This window comes from Tessaracoccus rhinocerotis, assembly GCF_007197885.1.
Lineage (GTDB): Bacteria > Actinomycetota > Actinomycetes > Propionibacteriales > Propionibacteriaceae > Arachnia > Arachnia rhinocerotis.
This window is the reverse complement of record NZ_VKKG01000031.1, coordinates 1-330: the sequence shown is the minus strand read 5'-3', so window position 1 is coordinate 330 and position 330 is coordinate 1. Positions and strand designations below refer to the sequence as shown.

Below are 330 nucleotides of genomic sequence, written 5' to 3'. Positions count from 1 at the left end.
CTGCATTACACTATTTGAAAAATACTAGCGTGCTCACCGAAGATGAGTGGGACATTGCGAGAAAAGCGCGTAATAAATCGAGTCAAACCAGAGCGAAGAACGCAACGATTCAAGAATATAGAAATGCTTCTGGTATAGAGGCATTGATTGGGTATTTAACCTTGACTGGAGAGACTGACAGAGTAGATGAACTTATGAAACTTATAATTACAGATGGGAGTGAAGACATTTGACTGGTTCAGTAATTGCAGGACGTCATGCTGTTAGAGAACTACTGCGTACAGATGCAGATATAAACAAGGTATACGTTCAGGACACAGCAAACAAGCA

The 330-nt window shown here is 40.6% G+C and carries 2 protein-coding genes; both read left to right on the top strand.

The annotated features are described in order from the left end of the window. The coding region (locus FOJ82_RS15990; RefSeq protein ID WP_342780606.1) for a ribonuclease III domain-containing protein at positions 1–233 on the top strand (233 nt) is incomplete at its 5' end. Next, on the top strand, positions 230–330 hold a 101-nt coding region (locus FOJ82_RS17090), incomplete at its 3' end, for an RNA methyltransferase substrate-binding domain-containing protein (protein ID WP_221933209.1). The genes FOJ82_RS15990 and FOJ82_RS17090, both read left to right, overlap by 4 nt.